This window comes from Microbacterium sp. NPDC028030 (genome assembly GCF_040637855.1).
Taxonomy (GTDB): Bacteria; Actinomycetota; Actinomycetes; order Actinomycetales; family Microbacteriaceae; genus Microbacterium.
Map to the genome: position 1 here is coordinate 1630950 of NZ_JBEZXF010000001.1, position 22379 is coordinate 1653328.

At 70.8% G+C, this 22379-nt stretch carries 18 protein-coding genes and 1 other RNA gene; 16 read left to right on the top strand and 3 right to left on the bottom strand.

Annotation, left to right across the window (positions count from 1 at the left end; all coding sequences use genetic code 11):
- From mpaM to AB0E56_RS08150, 6 genes are all read left to right on the top strand, one after another.
- Positions 1 to 789: a daptide-type RiPP biosynthesis methyltransferase gene (gene mpaM, locus AB0E56_RS08125; RefSeq protein WP_359798062.1), complete on the top strand. Its 789-nt coding sequence runs from the start codon at positions 1 to 3 to the stop codon at positions 787 to 789.
- A complete protein-coding gene (gene mpaP / locus AB0E56_RS08130) occupies positions 786 to 2465 on the top strand; it encodes a daptide biosynthesis intramembrane metalloprotease (protein ID WP_359798064.1) in 1680 nt (559 codons plus the stop codon). Before mpaM ends, mpaP begins: the two co-directional genes overlap by 4 nt.
- Before the next feature lie 13 nt (positions 2466 to 2478).
- The gene (locus AB0E56_RS08135) at positions 2479 to 3195 is read left to right on the top strand and encodes an ATP-binding cassette domain-containing protein (RefSeq protein WP_359798065.1); all 717 of its coding nucleotides are present in this window, start codon (positions 2479 to 2481) and stop codon (positions 3193 to 3195) included.
- Positions 3192 to 3920, top strand: coding sequence for an ABC transporter permease (locus tag AB0E56_RS08140; protein WP_359798067.1), 729 nt, complete (start codon positions 3192 to 3194; stop codon positions 3918 to 3920). Before AB0E56_RS08135 ends, AB0E56_RS08140 begins: the two co-directional genes overlap by 4 nt.
- Complete coding sequence (locus AB0E56_RS08145) at positions 3917 to 4651, top strand: hypothetical protein (RefSeq protein ID WP_359798068.1); 735 nt, start codon at positions 3917 to 3919, stop codon at positions 4649 to 4651. The genes AB0E56_RS08140 and AB0E56_RS08145 overlap by 4 nt, the downstream gene beginning before the upstream one ends.
- Positions 4652 to 4726: 75 nt before the next feature.
- On the top strand, positions 4727 to 5617 hold the full coding sequence (locus AB0E56_RS08150; RefSeq protein ID WP_359798070.1) for a rhodanese-related sulfurtransferase: 891 nt from the start codon (positions 4727 to 4729) through the stop codon (positions 5615 to 5617).
- A 36-nt stretch (positions 5618 to 5653) separates the two neighbouring features.
- On the opposite strand, the gene AB0E56_RS08155 is transcribed toward AB0E56_RS08150, so the two are convergent.
- From AB0E56_RS08155 to AB0E56_RS08165, 3 genes are read right to left on the bottom strand one after another with little or no spacing between them, the layout of a single operon-like run.
- The gene (locus AB0E56_RS08155) at positions 5654 to 7921 is read right to left on the bottom strand and encodes a DUF3488 and transglutaminase-like domain-containing protein (protein WP_359798072.1); all 2268 of its coding nucleotides are present in this window, start codon (positions 7919 to 7921) and stop codon (positions 5654 to 5656) included.
- Positions 7908 to 9098, bottom strand: a complete 1191-nt coding sequence (locus tag AB0E56_RS08160; protein ID WP_359798073.1) for a DUF58 domain-containing protein — start codon at positions 9096 to 9098, stop codon at positions 7908 to 7910. The genes AB0E56_RS08155 and AB0E56_RS08160 overlap by 14 nt, the downstream gene beginning before the upstream one ends.
- An 11-nt stretch (positions 9099 to 9109) precedes the next feature.
- Positions 9110 to 10099: a MoxR family ATPase gene (locus tag AB0E56_RS08165; RefSeq protein ID WP_359798074.1), complete on the bottom strand. Its 990-nt coding sequence runs from the start codon at positions 10097 to 10099 to the stop codon at positions 9110 to 9112.
- A gap of 145 nt (positions 10100 to 10244) precedes the next feature.
- Here AB0E56_RS08165 and ffs point away from each other — a divergent pair.
- From ffs to AB0E56_RS08215, 10 genes are all read left to right on the top strand, one after another.
- Positions 10245 to 10341: signal recognition particle sRNA small type (gene ffs, locus AB0E56_RS08170), an RNA gene on the top strand.
- Positions 10342 to 10404: 63 nt separating this feature from the next.
- Positions 10405 to 11016, top strand: a complete 612-nt coding sequence (locus AB0E56_RS08175) for a rhomboid family intramembrane serine protease (RefSeq protein ID WP_359798076.1) — start codon at positions 10405 to 10407, stop codon at positions 11014 to 11016.
- 56 nt (positions 11017 to 11072) lie between these two features.
- Positions 11073 to 11726: a hypothetical protein gene (locus AB0E56_RS08180; RefSeq protein WP_359798077.1), complete on the top strand. Its 654-nt coding sequence runs from the start codon at positions 11073 to 11075 to the stop codon at positions 11724 to 11726.
- A 64-nt stretch (positions 11727 to 11790) separates the two neighbouring features.
- Positions 11791 to 13908, top strand: a complete 2118-nt coding sequence (pta, locus tag AB0E56_RS08185; protein WP_359798079.1) for a phosphate acetyltransferase — start codon at positions 11791 to 11793, stop codon at positions 13906 to 13908.
- Positions 13905 to 15125, top strand: coding sequence for an acetate kinase (locus AB0E56_RS08190; RefSeq protein WP_359798080.1), 1221 nt, complete (start codon positions 13905 to 13907; stop codon positions 15123 to 15125). The genes pta and AB0E56_RS08190 overlap by 4 nt, the downstream gene beginning before the upstream one ends.
- A 101-nt stretch (positions 15126 to 15226) precedes the next feature.
- Positions 15227 to 15985: an HAD-IA family hydrolase gene (locus AB0E56_RS08195; protein ID WP_359798082.1), complete on the top strand. Its 759-nt coding sequence runs from the start codon at positions 15227 to 15229 to the stop codon at positions 15983 to 15985.
- Positions 15982 to 18489, top strand: coding sequence for a glycosyl hydrolase family 65 protein (locus tag AB0E56_RS08200; protein WP_359798084.1), 2508 nt, complete (start codon positions 15982 to 15984; stop codon positions 18487 to 18489). The genes AB0E56_RS08195 and AB0E56_RS08200 overlap by 4 nt, the downstream gene beginning before the upstream one ends.
- 45 nt (positions 18490 to 18534) lie before the next feature.
- Positions 18535 to 20775: a DNA polymerase III subunit gamma and tau gene (locus tag AB0E56_RS08205; RefSeq protein ID WP_359798085.1), complete on the top strand. Its 2241-nt coding sequence runs from the start codon at positions 18535 to 18537 to the stop codon at positions 20773 to 20775.
- A complete protein-coding gene (gene recR / locus AB0E56_RS08210) occupies positions 20775 to 21368 on the top strand; it encodes a recombination mediator RecR (protein ID WP_017201469.1) in 594 nt (197 codons plus the stop codon). Before AB0E56_RS08205 ends, recR begins: the two co-directional genes overlap by 1 nt.
- Positions 21365 to 22282 carry a DMT family transporter gene (locus tag AB0E56_RS08215; protein ID WP_359798088.1) on the top strand — a complete coding sequence of 306 codons (918 nt, stop codon included), beginning with the start codon at positions 21365 to 21367 and terminating at the stop codon, positions 22280 to 22282. Before recR ends, AB0E56_RS08215 begins: the two co-directional genes overlap by 4 nt.
- The last annotated feature ends 97 nt before the right edge of the window (positions 22283 to 22379 follow it).

The following is a 22379-nucleotide window of genomic DNA, read 5'->3' on the forward strand; positions in this document are numbered from 1 at the left end:
GTGGCGGCGCGCCTGGAGAGGGAGGGGGCATCTCCGAGAGCTCAGGACCTGTACGCGGGTGCGGGCACCGAATTCTATGAGCGACTGGTCGGTCCCGACCGGGCAGAGATCCGCGAGATCCTGGCGCTCGCACGCGGCGCGGCGGGCCCGATCCTCGATCTCGCCGCCGGCAGCGGGAGGCTGACCGTTCCGCTGGTGAGATCCGGCGAGGACGTGACCGCCGTCGACCTCTCCGACGACATGCTCTCCCACCTTCGTCGTGCACTGCCGGACCACGACAGGGTGCAGTGCGTCGTCGCGGACATGCGCGACTTCTCGCTGCCGCAGCGGTTCGGGCTCATCGTCATCGGGGCGACATCCATCACGCTGCTCGACCGTGCCGGGAGGTCGCTGCTGTACGCGAACGTGCGTCGACATCTCGCGGCCGGAGGAGTGTTCGCCTTCACCGTCGCAGGAGGCGCCTCTGCACAGAGCCTCCTGACGTCGACAGACCAGGAGGTCGTGGTGCCAGGGCTCGACGGAGACGACACCTATCTCTTCTCACAGCAGATCGAGGAGGGCGGCACGGCGCGATTGGTCAACTGGGTGCGCGTCTGCGAGGTGGTGCCCGGCAGCGAGGTGACGGTGTTCACGAGTCGTCTGCGACTGCTCGATCACGAACTCCTCGCGCGCGAGCTCGTGGATGCAGGCTTCGTCCGCCCCGAGGTGTCACCGGTCCGGACGCCGCACGGCGTGGACATCCGCCTGCTCACGACATCGTGGGCGGGAACCGCGGAACGGGAGCAATGACCGTGCCGCGGATCGGGTCCGCTCGCCGACGCGCGTCCGCCGAGACGCCACCCCTCGCGGCCGACGCGCGCCCGCGCCTGGCGTCCGGCGTGGTCTTCGAGGAGGCGGCTCACGGAGAGGGATGGATCGCGACGTTCCACGGGGTGCCATCGGCGAGGATGTCCGGCACGATCGTCGAGCTGCTGACGGCGATGGACGGCCACACCGCGCTCCGTGATCTGCGCGCCCGCTTCGCCGCGTCCGAGTCGGAGGAGAGCTTCGGGCAGCTGATCCGACGCCTCAGCGCTGCGGGGTTCCTCGGGGACGACGCGAGACTCCCACCCGGTCGGCTGAGCTACCGGCCACCCTTCACCCTCCAGGTCGCGACCCTTCGCGCCCCGGCGCTGTTCGGCGGCATGAACCGCCTGCTCCTCCCGGTCCCACCCCGCGTACTCCTCTGGGTGGTCGCCGTGCTCTTGAGCGGGGGAATCCTCGCCGCGATCGCTCAGGCCGGCGAACTGCGGAACGCCCTCACGAGGCCGATCGCGCTTCCCGGCCTCGTGGTCGTCGTCGTCGTGCTGTCCCTCCTGACGCTGCTCCACGAGTGCGCCCACGGACTCACGCTCACGAGGTTCGGCGGCAGCGCACGCAGAGCGGGCTTCATGCTCTTCTACCTCACGCCCGCCTTCTTCGTCGATGTCACCGACGGCTGGCGTCTGCGCGACCGCAGACAGCGCATCGCGGTCGCGCTCGCGGGCCCGGCGGTGCACGCCCTCGCCGCCGCCGTCGCGCTCCTCGCCGCCCTCCTGCTCCCGCAACCGGCGGTCCACGAGGTGCTGCTGCTCGTCGCCGTCTCCTGCGTCGGCGTCGTCCTCCTCAACCTGATCCCGTTCGTGCGCTTCGACGGGTACATCGCGCTCATGAGCGCCGTGGACGAACCGAACCTCCGCGTCCGTGCGATGCGCGACGGCGCGGACTTCCTGGCCCGCATCCTGTTCGGCGGGCGTCGGTCGAGCATGCATCTGGAGAGGTGGTGGAGCGTCCCGTTCGGACTCGCCAGCCTCGTCGCACCCGCGGTGCTGGTGCTGTTCGCGATCGCCCGCGCGGTTCGAGCGCTCGCCGGGGGCGGGCCGATCCTCGGACTGCTGGTGGTCACGCTGGAGGCCGTGGTCGTCCTCGTGGCGGTCTCACTCCTCGCCAAGGCGCTGCTCCGCATCTTCCGATCGGGCGTCTCGCGGCTCCGCGTGATCTCGGTGTGTGCCCTGCTGCTCGCGACCATCGTGACGGCGGGCGCCTTCATCCCGGTCCCGGTGACGGCCACTCTCGGTTTCGTCGCACGCGACGACGGCGTGGTCCTCGTCCAGGCCGCGCAGAACGTGGATGTGGATGTGCCGGCGGGCGCGCACGTCGTCCTGACGAGCAGCGGCATCCTCGCGAACGATCGGGTCGGTGACGCCGTCGCTCGGCCCCGGCGCCCGACGCCGACGGAGGCCCCTCTCGATGCGCTGCTCCCGGTGACGGCTGCGGGGGTGTCCGTACCGGCGGTGGTCGTCGCACGGCTGGAGGTCGCGGAGGAGGCCGGGAACCTGCCGCCCGCCGGCCAGGCGCGGATCGAACTCGGCGTGCGCAATCTGTGGCAGACCCTCTGGACGACGGGCGTCACGATGCCGCTGTCGCTCCCCGGGAGTGGGAAGTAGGAAAGGGATGAGGATGAAGGATCACGCAATCGAAGTCAGAGGGCTCACCAAGAGGTACGGGCACCGGATCGCCGTGGACGAGCTGACGTTCGCCGTACCACGGGGCACGATCGTCGGGCTCCTGGGGCCGAACGGCGCAGGCAAGTCGACGACGCTGCGGACGATCGTCGGTCTGCTCGCGCCGACGAGCGGCGAAGCCCTCATCGACGGCGTGGCGTTCTCGGCCCTCGCCGACCCGGCATCGCACGTCGGCGTGCACATGGACGGGTTCGGTTTCGAAGCCGGGATCTCGGCGCGGCGCCACCTCGAGATCTGCCGGCTCGCGAGCGGTGCACCCCGCAGCCGCGTCGACGAGGTGCTCGCGGAGGTGGGACTCACAGCGGACGCGCATCGTCGGGTGAAGACCTTCTCGACGGGCATGGCCCAGCGACTCGGGCTGGCGACGGCCCTCATCGGTTCGCCGCGGACGCTCGTGCTGGACGAGCCCGCGAACGGGCTGGACCCCGACGGCATCCGTTGGCTGCGCGGATTCCTCCGCGACTTCGCCGAACGTGGTGGCACCGTGCTGATCGCCAGCCATCAGCTCGCCGAGCTCGAGCAGGTCGTGGACGAGGTCGTCATCATCCGACGGCGTGCGCTCTTCTCCGGACGCCTCGACGACCTCGTCACGCGCGACAGCGACACGCTCGAGAGCAGGTACTTCGAGCTGGTCGAAGGAGCGTCCGCATGAGGGGCGCGATCCGGAGCGAGGTTCTGCGCGCCGTGAGCGGGACCTCGGTCATCGCGGTCTACTTCGTCGCGCTCCTCATGCCCGTCTTCGTGCTCTTCTCCGACGGGTCGCGCTTCGACCTCGCCGGCCTCGACTCCGCTGCGGCCACCACCCGACTGCTGGAGCCCCTCGCCTGGTCCGTTATCTCCGCGGCGTTCGTCGGTGCGTACGCCGTGACCCGGGAGTACTACTACGACTCGATGGACCGGACGCTCACGGGAGTCGGCTACCGGCGGGCCTTCTCCGCGAAGCTCATCGCCGGCACCCTCGTGGCCGTCGCGCTGTCGGTCGGCATCTTCGCGCTCTGGACGGTCCTCGTCCTGGCTCTTCTCATCCCCGAGGGGTCGACGCTCGTGCTCACTCCCCACGCGTGGCACATCTACGTCGGCGCCGTGTGCGGTGCGGTGCTCGGCGCGCTCATCGGAGGAGCGATCGGCTGGATCACCCGGAACTACTATCTGACCGCCGGCATCGTCCTGGTCGTTCCGATGGCGGTGGAGTTCGCCCTGATGCGCACGGCGCCGGACGTGGCGAAGTTCTCGCCGGGGCTCGCCCTCGCCGCACTGAGCGTCCCCGGCTACCAGGGCCGCCTGCTCGAGTTCGTCCCTGCCCTCGGCGTCGGACTCGCGTGGACGATCGCGCTGGTCCTCGTCGCCTGGGTTCTGGGGCGCAGGAGGGTCGCGTGATCGGTCGGGCGCTTCGAGCGCAGGCCGTCGGCTTCGTCGGCGATGTCGTGCTCCTCGGAGCGGCCGCGGCGGCGTTCGTGGTGTCGCTGTCGGTGGCGGCCGGGGTCCCGCCGGAGCTCGCTGGTGCGCCGGCAGATCTCCGCGAAGCGCTCGCCGCCCCGTTCGGCGTCGTGCTCGCGACATACGGCGCCGTGCTCGCGGCGGTCTACGGGTCGTTCCGCTACACGGTCGATCGGCGAGACGGCGTGATCGTGCAACGACTCACGGTGCAGCCGCGGTGGGTGCTCCTGCTCGCCAGGCTGCCGACCGCTGCCGTCGGAGGCGCGCTCGTGGCTCTGGCGGGCGTCCTCGGCGGGCATGTGGCTCTGGCGGTCACGATGGGCGGAGTCCCGGTGAACTGGTCATCCGTCGGATCCGCTCTCGTGGTCGGCGCCGTCGCGGGCCTCTGGGGGATGGGCGTCGGCCTCGTCGTGCAGTCACACCTGGCGGCACTCTTCGTCGCAGCGATGTCGATGGGGGTGGCGGTGCTCCTGGCGATGGTCTGGGGAGCGGGGGCCGTCTATCTCCCTCTCCTCGCGATGCTCCAGGCCTTCCCGTTCGATGTCACCGCCGTGGGCATCACGCCGGAGCTCCGCCTCGACGGCTCCCTGGCTGTGCTGGTGGCCGGCGGATGGGTGACCTCGGCGCTGCTCGGTGGGGCGATCCTCTTCCTGCGGCGCGATGTCACCTAGTCGCCTCGAGCGACCTCCGTGCGCATGCCGACGGGCGTATGCCGATCGTCACGGGACACGACGTAGGATCCCTAGGTGGCAACACCCAAGATCGTCCTCTTCTACGCGTTCACCCCTCTCGCCGACCCCGAGGCGGTGCGCGTCTGGCAACGCGACCTCGGGGAGGCGCTCGGGCTGCGTGGGCGCGTGCTCATCTCGAAGGACGGGATCAACGGCACGCTCGGCGGTGACATCGGTGCCCTGAAGAAGTGGCGCCGGTCCTTCCGCTCGTACGCGCCCTTCGCCGACGCCGACATCAAGTGGAGCGAAGGGACGGGGGTGGACGCCGAGGGGCGCAGCGTCGACTTCCCCAAGCTCAGCGTCAAGGTGCGCGAGGAGATCGTCTCCTTCGGCGCCCCGGGCGAACTGCGCGTCGACGAGCACGGAGTGGTCGGCGGCGGCGCGCGATTGACCCCGGAAGAGTTGCACGGGCTGATCGCCGAACGCGGTGACGAGGTGGTCTTCTTCGACGGACGCAACGCCCTCGAGGCGCAGATCGGTCGGTTCCGCGGCGCGGTGGTTCCCGACACCGACACCACCAGAGACTTCGTGCGGCTTCTCGACTCCGGTGCCTATGACGACCTCAAGGGCAAGCCCGTCGTCACCTACTGCACCGGCGGGATCCGCTGCGAGGTGCTGTCGAGCCTGATGACGTCGCGCGGCTTCGGCGAGGTCTACCAGCTCGAGGGCGGCATCGTCCGGTACGGGGAGAAGTACGGCGACGACGGTCTCTGGGACGGATCCTTGTATGTGTTCGACGGCCGCGGTTCCGTCGATTTCTCCGATCACGCGCGGGTCATCGGGGAGTGCGCAGGGTGCGGAGCGGCGACGAAGCGCACCGCGAACTGCCCCGACCCGTCGTGCCGTTCGCAGTTCGTCGTGTGCGAGGCGTGCGACGCCGTCGCGTGCGCCACCCACGCGGCCTGAGCGCCGCGACCGTGGAGGCCCGCTGACGGGCCGAGGTCACACCGCGACGCCGGGTTCGGCGGCGCGAGGGGCGTACAGCGATCGGGGAAGCAGGGTCGCCCGCACACGCGTCGGACGATCCACGCTGCGACGCAGCTGCACGATCACCTCGCGCAACGCCGGAGAGAGGTCGGTCGGGACGTCACCGGATCTGGCGTAGTTCGCCCGCTCGACGGCGTCGGTCAGGCGGCGCATCGCCGCGGGATCCACGTGACTCTCGTCGACCAGCCCGGCGGCCCGCACGCGCGGGGTCTCCGCATCGGACACGGGCAGCAGCAGGTCGATCAGCGTGTCGCGGAGCTCGGCCCAGGCCGCCGCCGGGTCTCCGCGGCGCGCCCTGAGCATCCGACCCCGACGTTCGACGATGCGGATCGCCGCGGGGAGGAGAAGCAGCGCCACCGCGCCGAGCGTCGTGAGCAGCACCGGTGCAGGATCGAGCGTGCGCAGTTCGTCGCCGCTGGCGGAGTCGCCGCCCGCATCGTTCCGATCGATCTCCGGACCCGAGGTCTCTTCCGTCTGCGGCGCCGTGGTCGGTGCGGGCGTGGAGGGGCTCCCGGGGTCGCTGCCCTCGGTGGTGCCAGGGCTGAAGGCGGTCGGAACACCCAGCGACGCGGTGGGTTCGAACGGGATCCAGCCGATGCCGGGGAAGCGGACCTCGGGCCAGGAGTGCAGCTGGTCGCTGGTCACCGAGAAGACCGACTCGGTGCCGCGCTTCTCGTCGGTGAGCGAGCCGGGAAGGTAGCCGACGACGATGCGCACCTGCATGCCGAGGCTCTCCGCCATGAGCGCGAACGCTCCCGCGAAGTGCACGCAGTACCCCGAACGCTCCTCGAGGAACGCGCCGACGGCCTCGGCCCCCGTGCCGTCGAACCCTTCCTCCACCGGGGTCTCCAGGGAGTAGGTGAAGTCCGAGCGGAACCAGTTCTGCAGGGCGATGAGCCGGTCGTAGTCGGTGCTCGCCGCCGCGGTCACCTCGGCGGCGAGTTCATCGACGATGCCGGGCAGCTCGACCGACTCGGTGTCGGGGTCGTTCACCGGAGCGGCGGCGTCGACAGCGCGGATCTGCTCCAGGGTGGGGGCGAGCCGGGATGAGGTGACCGTGTAGTCGTTGCCGACGGCATCCGCACTGCGGGAGAAGAGGGTGCGGTTGTCGGGCGAGACCCGCCAGGAGCCGCTGAGCCCCTGCACATCCGTGGCGGGATACGGCACCGGGAGCCAGGAGCTCGACATGCGCAGCACCCGGATGGAGGTGTTCTGCTCCTCCGTCGCGACGTCCCCGGTCCATTCCGGTGCGCCGAACCCGTCGTCCTGCGACTGGAGATCCCCCTGATCGGGCTGCCACACGCGCCCGTCGAAACGCGAGAGCGTCGTGAGCCGCAGGTACGGAGCGGTGTCGGTCTCCGCCGCGACGGTCAGCACCTCCACCGGATTGGGCTGGCGCAGGTCGTCGCCCAGACGCAGCGAGGCGTCGACCGTCACACCGACCCCCGTGCCGGCCACGCTGGTCGAGAGGGGCAGGGCAGGAGCGATCGCGACGGCTGTGACCAGCGCCGCGGCGCCGACCGCGACGGCGACCGGAGTGGATGAGCGTCGCGGCGATTCCGGATGGCGGCGTGCCGTGAAGCGGAAGAGGAGGAGCACGGTCACGCCGAAGAGCACGAACCAGACGACGTTCGTCTCGCCCAGCGTGACGATCATCGGCACGGCGCCGATGCTGCCGGTGAGGAGGGCGGCCAGCACCGCGGAACGATGCGCTACGAGGTGATCCATCAGGATCGCGACGACGGCGAAGCCGACGCTCATGGCGGCCGCGAGTGCGGGGGAGGCGTCCAGTGGAGCGGAACCGAAGACGACCGCTTCGACCGCCGCGGCGCCGAGCGCCCCGAACAGCGCGATCGTCGTCGAGGTCGGGATGATCCCCAGGAAGGCGGTGTCCCCGGCGATGAGCAGCGTCACGACGGCGACCGCGACCGCGATCTGTCCGGCGAACGTGCCGACATCGCGGAGCCAGGGGGCGCGTCGGCGCAGCAGGCGGCGCAGCAGCATCCCGGTACCGGCGACGGCGATCACGACGAGCAGGACGTCGAACGACCATGCGCCGGGAGAGATCACCGAGGTGTAGGGCCACATCGCGACCATGGTGGCCACGGCGGCCAGGGCGGCCGGGGCGACGACACCGTACGGTTCCTCGCGGTCGCCGTGCCATCGCGGCGATCCCACCGCAGGCGCTGCCGCTGCCGGTGCGGACTGCTCAGCGCGGAACATCGCCGACCCCGATCCGTGCCGAGACGGCGTCTTCCCAGGCCTCGGCGACGTCGGATCCGAGGGGCACCACCGTCCAGCCGTGCGGGGAGGCCGCCTCGATCGCTCCGGGGAGCAGTTCGGTGCTGAACAGCATCGGAGCCGCGGCCCCTGCCGGTCGCAGCAGAGCGGCATCCTCTTCGTCGAGGCGTCCCGTGACGTAGACGAGCGGACCTGGCGGTGATCCTCCGATGAGTGTCGCCAGGTCACGGCTCTCGCCGCGGGGGGCGACCATCGCGAGGGCCACGAGCAGACCGTCGCGGTCGTCCTCATGCCCGCGCAGCGCCCCCAGCAGCATCCCGGCGCTGTCGATCACATCGACGCTGTAGCCCTCCGCCGCGAGGTGCACGGCCGCGGAGGCGCACAGCGACACGGCCGCTTCGAACGCGGGGTCGGCGTCGGCGCCCGGTGACTCCCAGTGGCGGCTGCTGCGGTCGAGCACGACGACGGCGTCGGGGCTGGACTCCTCTTCCTCCTGACGCACCATGAGCTGACCGCGGTGAGCGGTGGCCCGCCAGTGGATGCGACGCATCGAGTCGCCGGGGATGTAGCCGCGCGGCGAGAGATTGTCGCTGCCCTGCCCGAGCCGTGTCGACGAGGTGTGCGCCGTGCCGCCCGCTGCCCCGACCCGCACGGCCAGCGGCGTCAGGGCGAAGACCTCCGGCACCACCGTGATGCTTCTCGTGTCGCCGAACGCCTGCTCGCGCTGCGCGAGGCCGAACGGATCGACGGTGCGCAGCAGCAGAGGCCCCAGTGGCCAGACCCCGCGGCGGATGCCGGTGATCGGATAACTGAGCTGCCCGGTCTCGGAGGGGTACTCCCCGCCGGAGTCTCCCGAGACGGCCGCCGGCAGCACGTCGTGCCACAGTCCCCGCGGCACCCGCAGGGCCCGCAGCGAGAGCCGCACGGTCACCCGTGAGGTCTCCGACACCGTGAGCAGGTCGGTGGATATCTGACGGGTGACTGTTCCGGAGCGACGGGGGAGACGCACGGCGAGGAGCGAGAACAGCGTCAGGGCGGCCAGCAGCACGCCGATGTACAGGAGGATGCGGGTGCCGAGGATGTTGGCCGCGATCATGCAGCCGAGGGCGGCGATGAGCGCACCGGTTCCGCGGAGGGTGAGGGATCGGCGTCGTCGCATCGGGGCCTCGGTCAGGAGCGCGTGGCGACGGGCACCCGCACCCGTTCGACGATCTGGGTCAGCGCCGCTTCGACCGGCTGGGCCCCGGCACGGTGGGCTCCGCGCGCCGGCAGCAGGCGGTGCGCGAGCACGGGGATGAGCAGGGCGGTGATGTCGTCGGGGATGACGAAGTCGCGCCCGTCCAGGGCCGCCCAGACCTTGGCTGCTCTGATCAGCTGCAGCGTCGCCCGCGGGCTCGCACCGAGGTGGAGGTTCGGGTCGGAGCGTGTGGCCTGGGCGAGAGCGACCGTGTAGTCCTCGAGCGCGGGGGCGACGTGGACCGAGCGCGCCCAGGCGATGAGCTGCGAGACGGACGCCGCGTCGGCGACGGGCGACACGGCCTCGAGCGGATTCACGACATCGCGCTGCCGGAGCATGAGCGCCTCGGCGGCGGCATCCGGGTACCCCATGGAGATGCGCATCATGAACCTGTCGCGCTGCGCTTCGGGAAGAGCGTACGTGCCCTCCATCTCGAGCGGGTTCTGGGTCGCCACCACGAGGAAGGGTGTCGGGAGCAGATGGGTCGCGCCGTCGACCGTGACCTGTCCCTCCTCCATCGCCTCGAGCAGCGCGGACTGCGTCTTGGGCGAGGAGCGGTTGATCTCGTCGGCGATCACGATGTGGGCGAACACCGCGCCGCGCTTGAACTCGAACTCCCGGTCGACCGGGTTGTACACCGAGACGCCGGTCACGTCGCCGGGGAGCAGGTCGGGAGTGAACTGGATGCGGCGCACCGTCGCGTCCACGCTGGCGGCGAGGGCCCTGGCGAGCATCGTCTTGCCGACGCCGGGGACGTCTTCGATCAGCAGGTGTCCCTCGGCGAGGAGGCACACGAGGGCGCTGCGCACGGCATCGGGCTTCCCGTCGATCACCTGACCGATGGAGCCGAGGATCGCAGACGTCTGGGCGGCGAACGTGTCGGCGTCGATCATCACCGGGTTCAGGGGGGCGTTCTCTGACATGCGTTCCCTCTCGCGTCGGCGCTGCGATGCGCGTTACTCGATCGTAACCCTGTGCGGCGGCGGGCGCTCTGGCAGGTTCCTTTGAGGATGCGTGCTCGGAGCGGGCGCTGTGCGAAAGCACCGGACGCATCGGGTTAGGATAGGAGACGGCTCTCCGCGTGGCGGCATCCAGGCCAATTCCCCCAGGGCGGAAACGCAGCAAGGGTAACCGGGCTCTGCTGGGTGCGCGGAGAGTCATTTTCTTCGCCCGGACGATGACGCTCGACACGCAGCTTCCTCCGGGGCGCACCTGCGACAATCGTCCGGTGACCGCCACCCCGACGCCGAGACCGACGCATCCGCTCGGCCGCTTCGCCTCGCCGGTGCTCCTGCTCGTCGCGATGTGGGTCGTGCAGTTCGCCGATGCCGTGCTGCCCGGCTCTTTCACCGGATTCGGGTTGCGGTCGTGGGAGATCTCGGGTCTCGGGGGGATCGTGCTCGGTCCGCTCCTGCACGCGAACTGGCAGCACCTGATCGCCAACTCCGTGCCGTTCCTGGTGCTGGGGTGCCTGGTCGCGGTCGAGGGCGCCCGCCGGTTCTGGGCGGTCACCGCGATCGTCGCGGTCGTCGGCGGCCTCGGCACCTGGATCGTCAACGCGCCGGGCACGCTGACGATCGGCGCGTCGGGGCTGGTGTTCGGGTACTTCGGCTACGTCGTGATGCGCGTGTTCGCGCCGGGGCGTGTGGCACACCGCATCCTGTACGCGATCATCGCCGTGGTCGTCGTGGCGCTCTACGGCGGCTCGATGGTCGCCGGGGTGTTCGGCGTCGCGGAGGGGATCTCCTGGCAGGGGCACCTGTTCGGGGCGGTCGGCGGGGGGCTCGCCGCGCTGATCGGACGCCGCCCCCGCGTCGAACGTGGAGCGCTGGCACGATGACGAGGGGACGCGCGGCGCCACGGGCGAAGCGCGCCACCGGGGCGAGGAAGGGCGCAGTGAAGAAGCCCGCGGCGCGCCGCCGCAGCACCGCGAGACGGAGGAGTCCGAGCGCACGGCAGCGGGCGGCGATCCGCGCGCGTCGCCGGAAGACCCTGCAGCGCGTGCTCCTGGCGATCGGGGCCGTCGCCGTGCTCGGGGGCATGCTGGTGCTCATCCCGCGGGGGCTCGCGCACGAACCGGCACCCGTGTGCGTCGACCAGCCGCAGACGCTCCCCGAGGCGGGCATCGAGGGCTGGAGCGGCGCGCAGCTCGAGAACGCGGCGACCATCGTCCGCACCGCGGCCTCCCTCGGGTACCCGAGGGAGGGGCAGGTCCTCGGGGTGATGACCGCGATGGGCGAGAGCAGCCTCCGCAACATCGACTACGGCGACTGGGAGACGCGCGGATTCACGAACCCCGACGGATCCCGCACGTCGAGCATCGGGCTGTTCCAGCAGCAGGACTGGTGGGGGAGCGTCGAGCAGCGGATGGATCCCGCGACGGCGACGACGCTGTTCTTCGAGCGGCTGGGGCGCGTGCCGGACTGGCAGTCGATGGCCCCCTCGCACGCGATCCATCGGGTGCAGGTCAACACCGACCGCGACTACTACGCGCGATTCCAGGCGGATGCGACGGCGGTCGTCGATGCGCTCTCCGGGCCGTGCGGGTGACGATCGCGCAATAGTCCCGGCGATGTTCGGGAGGGGCGGAGGCTGCCGCGCCTAAGCTGAAGCCGTGGCGCAGAGCATCTACATCACCTCGGCCGAAGGCCATACCGGCAAGTCCACGATCGCCCTCGGGGCGCTCGACGCCCTGATGCGCGTATCGCCGCGGGTCGGGGTCTTCCGTCCGATCGCGCGATCCGTCACCGATCGCGACGAGATCCTCGAACTCATGCTCGCCCACGACGGTGTTCACCTCGACTACGAGGACTGCATCGGCGTGACCTACGACGACTTGCGGAGCGACCCTGAGGCCGCACTGGCGACCATCGTGGCGCGGTACAAGGCGGTCGAAGCGCAGTGCGACTCGGTCGTGATCATCGGCAGCGACTACACCGATGTCGCCAGCCCCGCCGAGCACGGGTTCAATGCGAGGATCGCCGCGAATCTCGGCTCGCCCGTGCTCCTCGTGCTCAGCGGCCGCGACCAGCAGCGCCAGGCCGAGCAGCTCGGCACCACGACGGCCCGCACCGCCGCTGCCGTCGCCCAGATCGCCGCGCTCGCCCTCTCCGAGCTCAGGCAGGAACGTGCGGAGCTGTTCGCCGTTGCCGTGAACCGCGCCGACCCCGAAGCCCTCGACGCCATCGTCGAGACCGTCGAAGCCGCCCTCCCGCAGGAGCGCACCCCGGTCTGGGCCATCCCGGAGGACCGCGCGCTGGTCGCCCCCTCGATCCGCGGCATCCTGGCCGCCGTCGACGGGACCCTGCTCAAGGGCGACGACGACCGGCTGACGCGAGAGGCGCTGACGATCGTCGTCGCGGGGATGTCGATGGTGAACGTGCTGCCGCGGCTCACGGAAGAGGCCGTCGTCGTGATTCCCGCGGATCGCACCGAGGTGCTGCTCGCCGCGCTGCTGGCCGACTCCTCGGGGACGTTCCCGCGGATCGCTGGCATCATCCTCAACGGCCCCTTCCCGTTGCCGGAGCCGATCGTGAAGCTGCTCGACGGGTTCGCGTCGTCAGTGCCGATCATCACGACAGACCTCGGCACCTACGACACGGCCGTGCGCGTGATGAGCACCCGCGGGCGCATCTCTGCCGACTCGCGCAGTCGCTACGACCGGGCGTTGGGACTGTTCCAGGCGCACGTCGACATCGCCGAGTTCACGGAACAGCTCGGGCTCGCCGAAGCGCACGTCGTCACGCCGCTGATGTTCCAGTACGGCCTCATCGAGCGGGCCAGAGCCGACCGTCGCCGCATCGTCCTGCCGGAAGGAGAAGACGATCGCATCCTGCGCGCTGCGGCCACGGTGCTCGCGCGTGACATCGCCGACCTGACGATCCTCGGCGACGAGGCGTCCGTCCGTGCGCGCGCCGCCGAGCTCGGCGTCGACATCGCCGCGGCGCAGGTGCTCAGCCCGACCGACCCCGAGCTGGTCGAGCGGTTCGCCGCCGAGTACGCGCGGCTGCGCGCCCACAAGGGCATCACGGTCGCCCAGGCTGCGGACACCGTGACCGACGTGTCGTACTTCGGCACGATGATGGTGCACACGGGTCTCGCCGACGGCATGGTGTCCGGTGCGACGCATACGACCGCGCATACGATCCGGCCGTCGTTCGAGATCATCAAGACCAAGCCGGGCGTGAATGTGGTCTCCAGCGTGTTCCTGATGGCGCTCGCCGACCGGGTCCTCGTGTACGGGGACTGCGCGGTGATCCCCGACCCCACGAGCGAGCAGCTCGCGGACATCGCGATCTCGTCCGCGACGACCGCCCGCCAGTTCGGCATCGATCCGCGCGTGGCGATGCTGTCGTACTCGACGGGGGAGTCCGGGTCGGGCGCCGACGTCGACAAGGTCCGCGCCGCGACCGCCCTCGTCCGCGAGCGCGCGCCCGAGCTGCCTGTCGAGGGCCCGATCCAGTACGACGCGGCGGCGGATGCGGCGGTCGCCAAGGCCAAGCTCCCCGACTCCGCCGTGGCGGGGAGGGCGACGGTCTTCGTGTTCCCCGATCTGAACACCGGCAACAACACCTACAAGGCCGTGCAGCGCTCCGCGGGAGCGGTCGCGATCGGACCCGTGCTGCAGGGACTCAACAAGCCCATCAACGACCTGTCCCGCGGCGCTCTCGTCGACGACATCGTCAACACGGTCGCGATCACGGCGATCCAGGCGCAGGGAGCTGCGGCGTGAGTGCGATCCTCGTCATCAACAGCGGGTCCTCCTCGTTGAAGTACAGCCTGATCGACATCGAGCAGGAGGATCTGCTCGCGAACGGGCTGATCGAGCGCATCGGTCAGGAAGCGAGCCCGGTCGCCCACACCGTGCGGCCGGCGAGCGGGGCGGAGGCCGCGCCCACCATGCTCGACGCGACCTACCGCAGCGAGCGTCCGATCCCCGACCACGCCACGGCGTTCGAGGTCATGCGGGAGCAGTTCGCCGAACACGGCCCCTCGCTCGAGGAGCACCCTCCGGTCGCAGTCGGTCATCGCGTGGTCCACGGTGGGGCCCGCTTCTATGCGCCGACGCCGATCGACGCCGATGTGGAGCGGCAGATCGACGAGCTCGCGGTGCTCGCGCCGCTGCACAACCCCGCGAACCTGGCCGGGATCCGCGCGGCGCGCGCCGTGTTCGACCGTGTGCCGCATGTCGCGGTGTTCGACACGGCGTTCCACCAGACCCTCCCGCCCGCGGCCTACACGTACGCGATCGACGCGGCGCTCGCCGCAGAGCACCGGGTGCGGCGCTACGGCTTCCACGGCACCAGCCACCAGTACGTGAGCGAAGCGGCCGCAGGGTTCCTGGGCCGCGACCCCGCCGGGCTCCGGCAGATCGTGTTCCACCTCGGCAACGGTGCCTCCGTGACCGCCGTCGACGGCGGTCGGTCGGTGGAGACCTCGATGGGGCTCACCCCGCTGGAGGGCCTCGTGATGGGGACCAGGTCGGGCGACATCGACCCCGCAGCGCTCGTGCACCTCTCGCGGCGTGCCGGCCTCTCGATCGACGACCTCGACGCGCTGCTCAACACCCGCAGCGGTCTGGCGGGGCTCGCCGGTCGCAGCGACATGCGCGACATCCTCGCGGGCGTCGAGGCGGGGGACGACGCCGCGACACTCGCGTTCGACGTGTACGTTCATCGACTGCGCGCCTATGCGGGCGCGTACATCGCGCAGCTCGGGGGAGTGGACGTCATCTCCTTCACGGCCGGCGTCGGCGAGAACGCGGCACCCGTGCGGGCCGCGGCGATGGCGACGCTCGGGTTCGCCGGCGTCGAGATCGACCGGACCAGGAACGAAGCCCGTGAGCGCGGCATCCGCCGGATCTCCTCCGACGCGTCGGCCGTGACGGTCCTCGTCGTGCCGACCGACGAGGAGCTGCAGATCGCGCGTCAGACCGCCGCTTTGCTCTGACCCTCCCGCAGGGGTTACCCCCTGGCGCGCGACCGCATTACGCTGGCACAGTGGCACGGAGAGGTGCCGGCCCGCTGATCGCCCTTCTCCCTGGAGGCTCTGTGCCAGAAGCACTGCCCGACCTGTTCCACGCCGACGGCGTGCTCTTCGATCTCGACGGCGTCCTCACCCCGACCGCCGAGGTCCACATGCGGGCGTGGCAGGCCGTGTTCGACGACGTGTTCGCGCGCTGGGACATCACTCCGCCGTACACGGATGCCGACTACTACGACTACGTCGACGGCAAGAAGCGCTACGACGGCGTCGCGAGTCTGCTGCGCAGCCGCAACGTCGAAGTGCCGTGGGGTCAGGTCGACGACGAGCCCTCGGCGGAGACGGTGTGCGGCATCGGCAACCGCAAGAACGCCGCGTTCGCGGCAGCCCTGCGCGGTCAGGGCATCGCGGCGTACCCCGGCTCGCTCGCGCTCGTCGAGAGCCTGCACGCGGCCGGCATCCCGCTGGGCGTCGTGTCGAGCTCCAAGAACGCCGAAGAGGTCCTGGGGGCGGCCGGCATCCGCTCCTTCTTCCTGGTCGTCGTGGACGGCGTCGTCGCCGAACGCGATGGTCTCGCGTCCAAGCCCGCCGCCGACATGTTCGCCGCCGGAGCCGTCGCCCTCGGCGTCGACCCCTCGCGCTCCGTCGCCGTGGAAGACGCCACCTCCGGCGCCGCCTCGGCCGCGGCGGCCGGCTTCGCTGACGTCGTCGGCGTCGACCGCGGCGCGGGTGCCGACGCGCTCCGCGCGGCAGGCGCCACCGTGGTGGTCGACGACCTCGCCGTCCTCATCCCCGCTTCCCGCACCGATACCCCGGAGACCGCATGATCGATCGCGACCGCTTCCCCGTCGACCCGTGGCGCCTGATCGACACGCACTACTCGGAGGAGGGCGTCGGCGAGACGCTGTTCTCCGTCGGCAACGGCTACCTCGGTCTTCGGGGCAACCACATCGAGGGTCGCGGCGCCCAGGAGCACGGCACGTTCATCAACGGGTTGCACGAGACCTGGCCGATCCGGCACGCGGAGCAGGCTTACGGCTTCGCGGAGGTCGGACAGACGATCGTCAACGCCCCGGATGCCAAGGTCATGCGCGTGTACGTCGACGACGAGCCGATCTCGCTCGATGACGCGGACGTGCGGGAGTACCGGCGCACCCTCGACATGCGCACCGGGGTGCTGGAGCGCCACGTGGTGTGGGAGACGCCGTCGGGCAAGCGGGTGCGGATGCGCGATGAGCGCATCGTGAGCTTCGAGGAGCGCCATCTCGCCGTCCTCCGGCTCGAGGTCGTCGTGGAGAACTCCGACGCGCCGGTCACGATCAGCTGTCAGCTGCTGAACCGGCAGGACGGCGCCGGGGTGTACGCGGGCACGCCGATCGGCACCAAGGGCGCCGCGTTCGACCCTCGCAAGGCCGAGAAGATCGCCGATCGCGTGCTGGAGCCGGCCGAACACTGGCAGGACGGGCTGCGCTCCGCGCTGTCCTACCGCGTTGCGGACTCCGGGATGACGGTCGCCGTCGTCGCCGACCACGTCGTCGAGACCGAGAACGAGTACAACGCCCGGACGCTCGTGGAGCCCGACATCGCGAAGAACGTCTTCCGCGTGCAGGCGAAGGCGGGCGTCCCGATCACTGTCACCAAGCTCGTGAGCTACCACACCTCGCGAGGGGTGCCTCCGCGGGAGCTCGTCGACCGCTGCCGTCGTTCGCTCGACCGCGCTGCCGACGAGGGCGTCGAGACGGTCTTCACGCGGCAGCGGGAGTGGCTCGACGCGTTCTGGGAGCGCAGCGATGTGCAGATCGGCGGACGCGACGACCTGCAGCAGGCCACGCGGTGGTGCCTGTTCCAGCTCGCGCAGGCATCCGCCCGCGCCGATGGTGCCGGCGTGCCTGCCAAGGGCGTGTCGGGCTCTGGCTACAGCGGCCACTACTTCTGGGACACCGAGATCTACGTGCTCCCCTTCCTCACCTACACCTCGCCGCGGTGGGCGTACAACGCGCTCCGCGCGCGAGTGAAGATGCTGCCGGCCGCTCGTCGTCGCGCCGCGCAGCTCAACGAAGCCGGCGCGCTCTTCCCGTGGCGCACGATCAACGGCGAGGAGGCCTCGGCGTACTACGCAGCCGGCACCGCGCAGTACCACATCAACGCCGACATCAGCTTCGCACTGGGCAAGTACGTGCGCGCCACGGGCGACGAGGAGTTCCTGCGCCGCGAGGGCGCCGACATCGCGATCGAGACAGCGCGGCTGTGGGCGACTCTCGGCTTCTGGCGCGCGACACGCCTGGTGGAGGAGGCGGACGCCGGCGACGGCCTGGAGACGTTCCACATCCACGGCGTCACCGGTCCCGACGAGTACACGACCGTCGTGAACGACAACCTCTACACGAACGTCATGGCACGCTACAACCTCCGCTACGCGGCCAAGGTCGTGCGCGAGATCCGGCAGAGCTACCCCGACGACTACGTGAAGCTGGTCGACCGCACCGGGCTCGGTGTCGGCGAGGCCGAGGCGTGGGAGCGCGCGGCGGAGGCCATGTACATCCCCTACAGCGAGGGTCTCGGCATCCATCCCCAGGACTCGCTGTTCCTCGAGCGCGAGGTGTGGGACCTCGCCAACACGCCTGCCGAGCAGCGGCCCCTGCTGCTGCACTTCCACCCGCTGGTCATCTACCGCTTCCAGGTGCTCAAGCAGGCGGATGTCGTGCTCGCGCTGTTCCTGCAGGGCAACCACTTCACGCCGGAGGAGAAGAAGGCGGACTTCGACTACTACGATCCGCTGACAACGGGCGACTCGACGCTGTCGGCGGTCGTCCAGTCGATCCTCGCCGCCGAGGTGGGCTACCAGGACCTCGCGCAGAAGTACTTCGAGCAGTCGCTCTTCGTCGACCTGCACGACCTGCACCACAACGCGGCTGACGGCGTGCACGTGGCCTCGGCCGGCGGGGTGTGGACCGCGCTGGTGTGCGGCTTCGGCGGCATGCGCGACTACGCGGGCGACCTGAGCTTCGACCCTCGGCTGCCCGCGGACTGGCCGTCGCTGTCGTTCCCGCTGCAGTGGCAGGGATCGACGCTGCACGTCACCGTCACCAGGGACGAGCTGCGCGTGCAGGTGCGCAGCGGCCCCCCGGTGCCGTTCAGCGTGCGAGACACCGCGTACTTCGCGACCGTGGAGGATGCGGCCGTCGTGCCGCTCGCCGATCAGGGTCCGCGGATCCCCGGACGACCGACGCTGCGGCAGTTCGCCGACGCCCGCCGCGAGGACGGGACGCGCATGTCCGCATCCGTCCCCGTGATCACGACGGCGATCCCGGTGATCGAGCCGATCGACTGATCGCTCGGCCCGCCGAAGGTCGGTGGCACGCCTTAGGCTGTTGTGGTGACCACAGCCCTCTACCGCCGCTACCGACCCGAGACGTTCGGCGAGATGATCGGGCAGTCGCAGGTGACCGATCCCCTCATGACGGCGCTGCGCGGAGACCGGGTCGGCCATGCCTATCTGTTCTCCGGCCCCCGTGGCTGCGGCAAGACGACATCGGCCCGCATCCTCGCGCGCTGCCTGAACTGCGCCGAGGGCCCGACCGACGTCCCGTGCGGCACCTGCCCGAGCTGCGTCGAGCTGTCCCGTGCCGGAGGCGGCTCCCTCGACGTGGTCGAGATCGATGCCGCGAGCCACAACGGCGTCGACGACGCGCGTGATCTGCGCGAACGGGCGACCTTCGCGCCCAGCCGCGACCGCTTCAAGATCTTCATCCTCGACGAGGCGCACATGGTCACCCCGCAGGGGTTCAACGCGCTGCTCAAGCTCGTCGAAGAGCCGCCGGAGCACGTCAAGTTCATCTTCGCGACGACCGAGCCCGAGAAGGTGCTCGGCACGATCCGCTCCCGCACGCACCACTACCCGTTCCGACTCGTGCCGCCTGCCGCGATGCTCGAGTACATCGCCAAGCTGTGCGCCGAAGAGGGCGTGATCGTCGAGCAGGGCGTGCTTCCGCTCGTGGTCCGCGCCGGCGGAGGATCCCCCCGAGACACGCTCTCGCTGCTCGACCAGCTGATCGCCGGTTCCGATGCGCCGGCCGGTTCCGAGACCGTCACTGTCGGCTATGCCCGCGCCGTCTCCCTCCTCGGGTACACGCATGCCGCCCTGCTCGATGAGATCGTCGACGCGCTCGCCGCAGGGGATGCGGCCTCCGCCTTCCCTGCCATCGACCGCGTCGTGCAGACCGGTCAGGACCCTCGCCGCTTCGTCGACGACCTGCTCGAGCGTCTGCGCGACCTCATCGTCATCGCCGCCGTCGGCGCGGGGGCCTCGGCCGTCCTGCGCGGCATCGCCGAAGACGACCTGGAGCGTATGCGCGGCCAGGCTCAGGCCTTCGGCTCGGCGCGACTCTCGCGTACGGCCGATGTGGTCAGCACCGCACTCGACGACATGTCGGGTGCGACATCGCCGCGTCTGCACCTCGAGCTCATGGTGGCGCGAGTGCTCGCCGGGGCGCCGGATGCTGCGGCCCCGGCTGCAGCGACCCCCGCGCTCGATCGTGGTGCCGCACCGACGCGCGCGGCCGCCGCTGCGCCGACCGCGGCTGCTCCGGCATCCGCTCCCGCTCCCGCACCGGCTGCGACGGACGCGACACCTGCTGCCGCTCCGGCACCTGCGGCAGCTCCGGCACCTGCGGCAGCTCCGGCGGCCGACACTGCCGCGGAGCAGGGCCAGACCCCTGATCGTGCCGCGACTCCGACCCCGGAACCCGTCGCGGAGCCGAGCATCCCTCAGGGGCCGGTGACGTTCGAGCGCATCACCGCGTCGTGGCCTGCGGTGCTCACGCGCCTCGAGGGCATCAGCCGCACGTCGTGGTTGCTGGCGACGGCTGTGCAGCCGCTGGCCTACGTCACCGAGACCGAGGTGCTGACCCTCGGGTTCACGAGCCAGCACGACGTCGCGAAGTTCAAGGGCACGACTCCGGGCTCAGGGCCGTCCGACCACCTCCGTTCCGCGATCGAGCACGAGCTCGGTGTGCGGGTCAAATACCTCCCCGCGCCGATGCCGGCCGGTGGTGCACCGCGGCAGTCAGCAGCGTCCCGACCCTCTGCGCCCGCCGATTCCGCTCCTGCATCGGAGCCTGCGTCAGCGGGGTCCTCCCTGCCGCGAGTCCGCAGCGCCTCGGCATCCCCGGTGACGGAATGGGCGGTCGCTCCCATCCCCACCGCTCAGGCCGAAACATCGAGCAGTCCGTCCGTTCCTTCGTCGCCGCTTCCGGTCGATGAGGAGCCCGAAGAGGTCGAGGCGGCGGCGTCGGCTCCGATCCCGCCTTCCGACGGCGCGGTCGACAGCGACGAGCCCCCGCTCCCCGGAGACGACGAGGCGCCGGCGTTCGACGACGAGCCGCCGTACGACCCTTCGTATGAGCCGCCGCTGACCCCTCGCGCCGCTCCCGAGCGCGCCGCTCCCGAGCGCGCCGCTCCGCAGGCGCAGCGCTCGACGGTATCGGCTCCGGTCGTCGTCGAGCGCGCTCCCTCGGTCGGGGGAGTCCAGCGCTACGGGGAGGCCGTGATCCGCCAGGTGCTCGGCGCGACGTTCCTTCGCGAAGAGCCCTACGAGCCCCCGACGAGGTTCTCCTGATGTACGACGGCATCGTTCAAGAGCTGATCGACGAGTTCGGTCGACTCCCCGGCATCGGCCCCAAGTCCGCCCAGCGGATCGCGTTCCACATCCTCCAGACGCCGACGTTCGACGTCGCGCGTCTCGCCGAGCTGCTCAGCGAGATCCGCACGAGGGTGCGGTTCTGCGAGATCTGCGGGAACGTCGCGGAACAGGAGCGCTGCGCGATCTGCCGAGACCCCCGTCGCAGCCAGGCCCTGATCTGCGTCGTCGAAGACGCGAAAGACGTCGCGGCCATCGAGCGGACGCGCGAGTTCCGCGGGCTCTATCACGTGCTCGGCGGTGCCATCAGCCCGATCGCGGGCATCGGGCCCGACGACCTTCGCATCGCCCAGCTCATGACGCGACTCGCCGACGGCACCGTGCAAGAGGTGATCCTCGCCACGAACCCGAACCTCGAGGGGGAGGCGACCGCGAGCTACCTGAGCCGTCTGCTGACCACGATGCAGATCACGGTGTCGCGGCTCGCGTCGGGGCTGCCCGTCGGTGGCGACCTCGAGTACGCCGATGAGGTCACACTCGGGCGGGCGTTCGAGGGCCGGCGCGTCCTGTGACCCCGAGCGCCGGCTTCTCTCGTCGCGGCTGGCTGCTGTTCGGGGCCATGGCTCTGCTGTGGGGCGTCCCCTACCTGTTCATCAGCGTCGCGGTCGAGTCGTTCTCGCCGCCGGCGATCGTTGCAGGGCGCACACTCCTCGCGGCACTCCTGCTGCTGCCGTTCGCGATCCGGAGCGGGGCGCTGCGTGCGGCACTGAGGCACTGGCCGTGGGTGCTGGCCTTCGGCGCGGTGGAGATGGCGGGCCCCTTCCTGTTGCTCGGCCATGCCGAGATGACGCTCCCATCCGGCATGACGGGCCTGCTCGTGGCGACCGTTCCGCTGTTCGCTGCGCTGATCGCTCTCGGCGGAGGCGACCGCGGGGTGCTCCGGCCTGCTCGAGGTATCGGCCTGCTCGTCGGGTTCGTCGGCGTCGCGATCGTGGTGGCGGGCCCCGGGCTCTTCGGAGGCGAGGTCAGTCTGCTCGCGGCGGGCGAGGTCCTGCTGGTCGCCGTGTTCTACGCGATCGCCCCGTTCATCGTGGCGCGCAAGCTGAACGACGTCCCTTCGCTGGGCACCATCACGTTGTCGCTGCTGATGATCGGCGTCTTCTACCTGCCGATCGGCGCGTTGACCCAACATCAGCTCCCCACGCTCCCGTCCATCGTCGCGCTCCTCGCTCTCGCGGTGATCTGCACGGCTGTGGCGTTCCTGGCGTTCTTCGCTCTCATCCGCGAGGTCGGACCGGCCCGCGCCCCGCTGTTCACCTACGTCAACCCGGTGGTCGCGATCGTCCTCGGAGCGATCGTGCTCGCCGAACCTCTGACGCCGGGGCTGCTCATCGGGTTCCCGCTGATCATCATCGGATGCTGGTTCGCGGCCACCGGCGGGCGTCTCCGCCCCGTCACCCCCGAGGCTCTCCCTCCCACCCCCTGACCCCCGCGCCCGCATCCGCTCGGCACCGCGCGCGGGCGACACATGCGCGACGGGGCATACGCCTGCTCCGTAGAATGAGCGTGGGCGGATCCGCCCG

What these genes read in the sequence shown, in the direction of transcription:
- AB0E56_RS08155 (WP_359798072.1), bottom strand. Translation starts at nt 7,921, where the DNA reads ATGTTCCGCGCTGAGCAGTCCGCACCGGCAGCGGCAGCGCCTGCGGTG.
- AB0E56_RS08135 (WP_359798065.1), top strand. Translation starts at nt 2,479, where the DNA reads ATGAAGGATCACGCAATCGAAGTCAGAGGGCTCACCAAGAGGTACGGG.
- AB0E56_RS08200 (WP_359798084.1), top strand. Translation starts at nt 15,982, where the DNA reads ATGATCGATCGCGACCGCTTCCCCGTCGACCCGTGGCGCCTGATCGAC.
- AB0E56_RS08160 (WP_359798073.1), bottom strand. Translation starts at nt 9,098, where the DNA reads ATGCGACGACGCCGATCCCTCACCCTCCGCGGAACCGGTGCGCTCATC.
- mpaP (WP_359798064.1), top strand. Translation starts at nt 786, where the DNA reads ATGACCGTGCCGCGGATCGGGTCCGCTCGCCGACGCGCGTCCGCCGAG.
- AB0E56_RS08140 (WP_359798067.1), top strand. Translation starts at nt 3,192, where the DNA reads ATGAGGGGCGCGATCCGGAGCGAGGTTCTGCGCGCCGTGAGCGGGACC.
- AB0E56_RS08165 (WP_359798074.1), bottom strand. Translation starts at nt 10,099, where the DNA reads ATGTCAGAGAACGCCCCCCTGAACCCGGTGATGATCGACGCCGACACG.
- recR (WP_017201469.1), top strand. Translation starts at nt 20,775, where the DNA reads ATGTACGACGGCATCGTTCAAGAGCTGATCGACGAGTTCGGTCGACTC.